This is a genomic window from Actibacterium ureilyticum (assembly GCF_002285435.1).
GTDB classification, from domain to species: Bacteria; Pseudomonadota; Alphaproteobacteria; order Rhodobacterales; family Rhodobacteraceae; genus Actibacterium_C; species Actibacterium_C ureilyticum.
Genome location: NZ_NSBT01000026.1, coordinates 611,644 through 617,763, shown reverse-complemented (window position 1 = coordinate 617,763; position 6,120 = coordinate 611,644). Strand labels below are relative to the sequence as shown.

Sequence of the window (6,120 nt, the reverse complement as noted above, 5' to 3'; positions counted from 1 at the left end):
TGACCTGAGACCCGACTTCCCTCCAGCGTTTGGGAGAATCCGTCGGTTGATTTCTGGCCTTATGCAGCCTTGGTTTCCAGTCTCGATTTCAACGCAAATTCCCGCGGCGTGAGATTGCCGAGCGATGAGTGGGGTCTGTGTCGGTTATAGTCGTCCTTCCATGCTGTGATCTTCTCTCGGGCTTCGGCGAGCGATGAGAATAGGGTTTCATTCAAGAGTTCGTCGCGGAAGCTGCCGTTGAAACTTTCCACGAATGCGTTCTGCATAGGCTTTCCCGGTGCGATATAATGCCAGTCGATCCGTGTCTCCTGGCACCATCTGAGCACCGCCATACTGGTCAGTTCCGTCCCGTTGTCGCTGACAATCGTTCTGGGACGTCCACGCCGCGCCATGATCGCCGTCAGTTCACGCGTGACACGCAGACCGGAGAGCGACGTATCGGCGACGAGCGCCAAGCATTCGCGGCTGAAGTCGTCTACGATGGCGAGCACCCGGAACCGTCGCCCATCTGTGAAGGCGTCAGACATGAAGTCCAAGCTCCAGCGTTCATTGGGGCGTTCCGGCATCAGCATTGGCCTTCGCGTTCCGAGAGCACGCTTTCGACCACCTCGCTTGCGGACTTGCAGCTTCTCTTCACGATATAGCCGCCTCAGCTTCTTTTGGTTCACCTGCCATCCTTGACGCTCGAGCATGACATGGACATGGCGATATCCGAACCGGCGACGCTCAGCAGCCACTGCCTTCATTGCCTTGCGCAGACCCGCGTCGTCCGGGCGCACGCTTTGATACCGCACACTCGACCGATCAACGCCAAGAACAGAACACGCCCGCCGCTGGCTTACCTCGTGCTCTTTGCACAAGTGCGCCACAGCATCCCGCTTCGCGCCGGGCGTCACCACTTTCGCGAGGCGACATCCTTCAACATCGCGTTGTCCAGCATCTGCTCGGCCAACAGCTTCTTCAGCTTCGAGTTCTCGTCCTCCAGCGACTTCAGCCTCTTGGCGTCCGACACTTCGAGGCCGCTGAACTTCGCCTTCCATTTGTAGAACGTGGCCGAGCTGATCCCATGCTCGCGGCATACATCAGCCGTCGAAACGCCGCCCTCCTGCTGCTTCAGGATCGCGATGATCTGCTCTTCGTTAAACCGTGATCTCTTCATTCTGTTCGTCTCCTTTGTTGGGGCGAACTCTACCTCAAACTGGAGGAGAAAACGGGTCTCAGGTCACGGAGAAGGCAATTACTAATACATAACCACGCGACGAACGTTTCTTACCAAGCGCGGCAAAATCGCGCACACTTAGGGGGATTCCACTACTTTCTCCATATCAATACATCATTATCTGTCAATTATCGAAATGCCATCTTGCAGCATCTGAACCCCGCACGCTATCTTGAATTTGGCGCCAACAAATACGCGTAAGGGCACCACACATTCCTAATACTTTCAAAGTCGGATATCTTTCGGGGCGGCTCCTTCGGATCGAGCATGCAAAACTCATCTTCGCTCACATTTTTTGCTCCACAAAAGTATGGAACCCCCCTTTTGAGAGGACAACCTTGATCCTCACCATTTCCGATCTGTCGCCCGACGTAGCCCAATAGAGCGCCGCCCCAGGAATTAATGGCTTCAAGTTCCAAGTAGCCCTCGACCTCCTTGAAGAATAAATGACCATCCTCACTTGTTACCGAGACGGGATTGAATGCCTGAAGCTCATCGTTATTAAAAAACATCACCGCATTTAGCATCCTTCCTAAAACATCTCGGAGCAGATTTGGCTTCAGTATTTTTGGTTGAAATGCCTCATCTCCTTGGAAATGCTCGGTCAGCGCTTGATCTAACGCGAGTCCCTGTTTAAAAAAACTATCCGCAGCCTCTGAGACCATGGAGCCGCTAAGAGTTTCACGAAAATTGAACAATTTATTTAAACGTGAGACGGGTGAGCTTAAGTTCCACAGTATGCCAAGCCTTGCAGGCCACACTCCAATCGAAATCAAAAGGGATCGCATAAGGCGAGAGGTCTCGTTCAAGTCCCTGGCAGCGCGCAACCAACGCAGCCGCGAAGCAAACCGACAAAAAAAGTGCCCTGAGGTGCGATGCCTTCGCCTCCAAAAACGACTTCTTAACTCTTTTGATTCGCCTACCGACACACCAAAGACAAAGGCTAGCTGCAGAACGGCAAGAGTTGTATGTAGAAGCTCCCTCCCCGCCACTCGTGAGTAAATCGAGACAACTTCAAAGCAGCACGTATATTCAATTGACAAATCATTAAGGATGCGATCGATTTCCTCGTCCCCTAGCTCAACGCCATTTAAGTACTCCCAGTAATATATTTCACTAATAATTGCCATGGCCTCTGCTAGAGTTGCTACGTTGATCGCCACACTTGTCGGCTGGCCACTTCTTTTGCGTCGATATCTGTGATAGATGGGCACATCGCCGGACGGGAATTCAAGTTCACACTTGGCTCTAGCCCCATGTTCCAATTTTCCTTTCCAGAAGCGTAAAAAACTACGGCGTGGCTCTGGCACGACTTTCTCGTTCACCCGAATGCTTATGTTCTTTCGCACTTCCTCGTTGAAGTCTTGGAACATGCCCTTTAGATATCGCTCCATGTTGCGAGCATGTTCATCGATTTCCTCTCGCAGCTCGGTTGCAGCTGTTTCCTCATGCCGTTTTTGAATTTCTGGCTCGGGGTATCGATAGAATCCTCTCTTAGAAAATTTTTTGAATATGAAATCGCCTACCTTGCGCTCTTCAATCTCAGGTATCAGCAATTGATAGGAGAGTTGGGAAACTGGGCCCTTAGCTACTTGAACCGCACCAACGGCAGTCGCCATTTGCGAAAGAAACCGAGCGCCGTACCCCGTTGAGAGGAAAGTGTATGCATGAGTAAGTTCGTGTATGAAGATAAGTATTCTCTCAATCTCATCGTTACTGATTTTACACTTTGTAGTTCTAACTGACTCAACCCTGTCCAGAATGGTGAGTGGAGACATTGAGCTGCCAACGGTAAAGATTTGAGGAAAGAATACGCCTCGCGAATTTAGCCTACTACGTTGTAGAGCGATCAGCGCTGACTCTTTCTCATCCATACTTCTGCCGTCAATTTACTTGGAAATATTGCCGCAAAGCTTATCTATACCTATGTTAACAATAATTCGACCCAGGGTTGCTGCTGGGATGTAAGCATATAATGCAGAGACAATATCTATAACAGCGCTTAAAAGCTGCTGTTCGCTGCTCGTGGGTGATCGTATGATTTCCAAAAGATCATCGTTGACGCAGATATGTTTCGCAAGTTCGGTCCTTTGAGCTATGATCCATGTTCGGGCTCGTTGAACACTGCTCTCATCGTCAGGCGGTCGGGAATTTAGTCCACTCAAACCTTCAATATGCTGAAGGGCCTGTCCCAACTCAATCAATTGCGGGCTTAAACTATTTTCGAACAAGGCTGTATCGAAGTTGTCGTTTGACATTTATCTCTCTTCGTGTCGCGGCTCTATACATCGGGCAACTATGCTTGGACGAATGAGCGCGAGCAAGGTTTAAGTTTCCAGCGATGCCGTCTGTTGAAAAACTGTGCACACCAGTGCGGGGAGGAAGCGAAGCGTTCACCAGGGTCGGCTGCCGACATAGACGGCTCTCAGGCCGAGGTCAGTTCCGTCCGCTTCCTGATAACAACGCCCTACAGCGCGAGGATGGGCTCGAAGCACCATAGATGTCACGATGGAGAACCCAACCGATGGTCTGCGACAGATTGATTGCTTCATTAGGCGCAATTCATTTCAACCTCCGGCAAACCCTCTAGGGTTGTCCCTGACGCGGCTCATCCGCCCAACTTATCATGGGCTCATGAAACGCAAACTCACCACCAAGTTCATCGAAGGGCAGAAGCCTGATCCATCCAAGCGTGTCGACTTCCGTGACGAGTTGATGCCGGGTCTTGTCTTGCGCGTCAGTACCTCCGGCACGAAAACGTTCTGCCTGCACAAGCGCATCAACGGCAAGATGCGGCGACTGACCATCGGACGGTTCGGCGTCGTGTCGCTGGCCGAGGCGCGTGAACGGGTGCGTCAGGTTCTCTACGAAGTCGAGAGAGGCCGGTTCGAGGATCGCACGGGCGTGCAGGTTGAAACGAAGCCCACGCTTGGCGACGTGATCCCCGATTACATCGAGAAGCACGCCAAGGTTCACAACCGCGATTGGAAGCGCAAGGAAGCCCTGCTGGCGAAGTTCACGGCCCTGCATGGCAAACGGATCGACGAGATCAGACGCGCCGATGTCGTGAAAGCCTGCGACGTGATCCACAAATCCGCGCCGGTCAGTGCGAACCGCGCGCTGGCCCACCTCAAGCACCTGATGGGGTGGTGTGTCGAGCGCGGTATGATAGAGACCAACCCCATCGCCGGGATGAAGCCACTTTCGAAGGAAAAGCCTCGCGAGCGCGTGATGACGGACGGCGAGTTGGGCGCACTGTGGGCGGCCTGTGGCGATGAAGGCTATCCTTTCGGGGATTGCATGAAGCTGCTGATGCTCAGCGGCCAGAGACGCGCCGAGGTCGCTGAAATGCGTTGGTCAGAAGTCGACTTCGAAAAACGCCTTTGGTCCCTGCCTTCATCGCGGGCAAAGAACGGCAAGCAGCATACGGTGCCGATCACGGACGCGATGCTCGAGGTGCTGCGCAGGACGCCGAGGTTCTTCAATTCCGACTACGTATTCACCACCACCGGCAAATCGCCCGTGTCGGGCTTCGGTCGCGTGAAGGATCGGCTCGATAAGGCACTGCCCGAAGGCACGGAGCCGTGGATCATTCACGACCTGCGCCGCACGATGTCCACCAACATGGCGACGCTGGGCGTCCCGCAGCCAGTGACCGAAGCGCTGCTCAACCACAAGACGGGTGTGGTCTCGGGCGTGGCCGCTATCTACAATGTCTATTCATACGCGGTCGAGAAGCGCGAGGCGCTGGACAAGTGGAATGAGCATATCGAAAAAATCACAGCGCCCAAGAATGCTCAGCAACTTGAAAGGCGACATCACGCCTGAGCGTTGGGTTGGAGATGCCAGCAAGAAGTTTCCGCCCGGCCACAATCCTTGGTCCGATATCTACACCAACGAGTCGGCGGTCGAGATCGCAGAGACGATACGCCTTGAGAGTTCAGCCGACGTTGAGGAACTTCGGCTCCAACTTGCAGCGACCGCCGAGTACCTGCTGTCCGTTTTCGATTTCGTGGGCGGAGCCGCGACACAGGCACAGAAATATGCTTGGGCCGCAAAGACCGATGATTTGTCCCGCCGTTTGATGGCGGTTTTGGCCGACTCTGATGATCTGTTGTCATCTGTGGTTATTCGCTCCGGCAAGAGAAAATCCTCCCGATTTGTACCAGCCTCAGAAATGCGGCTCCGGGTACAGGAAGCCAATGCCGCCATGTCGAACCTACTTGAGCTGGTTCAGGCAGTCCGCGGCACGCCGAAGGGTGTTGGAGAAGCAACCGCTCATGCAGAAACGATGCAGGCAGTTGTCAACGGTCTGACCGAAATCTTCATCGATATTCGGGGCCTTGAGAATGTGAAGCGCTCGGCGTCAGAAGGTAAAATTGATGGCGAATACCCCGAGTTCATACGGGTGTCAGCGCGCCCGCTTCTTGCTGCCTATTACTCAAAGTTCGCAAAGGACCCCACGAAGCTCGAAAACCTAAACAGGCAGATTCAAACAGCAGTTTCCGACTATCGCTTAGACGATTGAACAGAACGTCTGTACTTGACCTATTTTCGTTCATGCAATTGATTTCCTGATCTTTTTCATCTGTGCCAATGTCTTCTCAGGAACCGGTTCCCTTCCACATGAAAGGGAAAAAGATGACAGACGAAATACTTGGGAAAACCTTGGCCACGCGCGACGACTTGAAGCGTATGGGCATCACTCTGAGCAACACAACGTTGTTGAGGCTTGAGGCGCGTGGGCGTTTCCCACGTCGCGTGCGCATTGGCGGTACCACCGTCGCATGGCTCATGTCAGAACTAAGCGATTGGCTTACCGAGCGCGACCAAGAGCGTGCTCGGACGCACTACGCCGACTACTGACCCGCGTTCAGCCAAAAACCAAAATCATAGAAAAG

General features: G+C 53.2%; 6 protein-coding genes. 3 read left to right on the top strand and 3 right to left on the bottom strand.

Going from position 1 to position 6,120, the window contains the following annotated elements; all coding sequences use genetic code 11:
- Positions 1–59: 59 nt before the first annotated feature.
- The 3 genes from CLM60_RS11715 to CLM60_RS20675 form a co-directional block, all read right to left on the bottom strand.
- Positions 60–1,159 (bottom strand): IS3 family transposase gene (locus tag CLM60_RS11715; RefSeq protein ID WP_095587531.1). Its coding sequence is split into 2 segments (ribosomal slippage): positions 60–898 and positions 898–1,159, totalling 1,101 coding nucleotides; the frame shifts between segments, so codons are not numbered across the junction.
- A gap of 227 nt (positions 1,160–1,386) precedes the next feature.
- A complete protein-coding gene (locus tag CLM60_RS20680) occupies positions 1,387–3,093 on the bottom strand; it encodes a hypothetical protein (protein ID WP_141246503.1) in 1,707 nt (568 codons plus the stop codon).
- A gap of 15 nt (positions 3,094–3,108) precedes the next feature.
- Positions 3,109–3,477 carry a hypothetical protein gene (locus tag CLM60_RS20675; protein WP_141246502.1) on the bottom strand — a complete coding sequence of 123 codons (369 nt, stop codon included), beginning with the start codon at positions 3,475–3,477 and terminating at the stop codon, positions 3,109–3,111.
- 376 nt (positions 3,478–3,853) lie between these two features.
- Here CLM60_RS20675 and CLM60_RS11705 point away from each other — a divergent pair, with 376 nt between their 5' ends.
- The 3 genes from CLM60_RS11705 (at position 3,854) to CLM60_RS11695 (ending at position 6,085) form a co-directional block, all read left to right on the top strand.
- Positions 3,854–5,047, top strand: a complete 1,194-nt coding sequence (locus tag CLM60_RS11705) for a tyrosine-type recombinase/integrase (RefSeq protein ID WP_095589304.1) — start codon at positions 3,854–3,856, stop codon at positions 5,045–5,047.
- On the top strand, positions 4,980–5,747 hold the full coding sequence (locus CLM60_RS11700; protein WP_141246501.1) for a phage regulatory CII family protein: 768 nt from the start codon (positions 4,980–4,982) through the stop codon (positions 5,745–5,747). The genes CLM60_RS11705 and CLM60_RS11700 overlap by 68 nt, the downstream gene beginning before the upstream one ends.
- A 98-nt stretch (positions 5,748–5,845) precedes the next feature.
- Positions 5,846–6,085 carry a helix-turn-helix transcriptional regulator gene (locus tag CLM60_RS11695; RefSeq protein WP_245848377.1) on the top strand — a complete coding sequence of 80 codons (240 nt, stop codon included), beginning with the start codon at positions 5,846–5,848 and terminating at the stop codon, positions 6,083–6,085.
- The last annotated feature ends 35 nt before the right edge of the window (positions 6,086–6,120 follow it).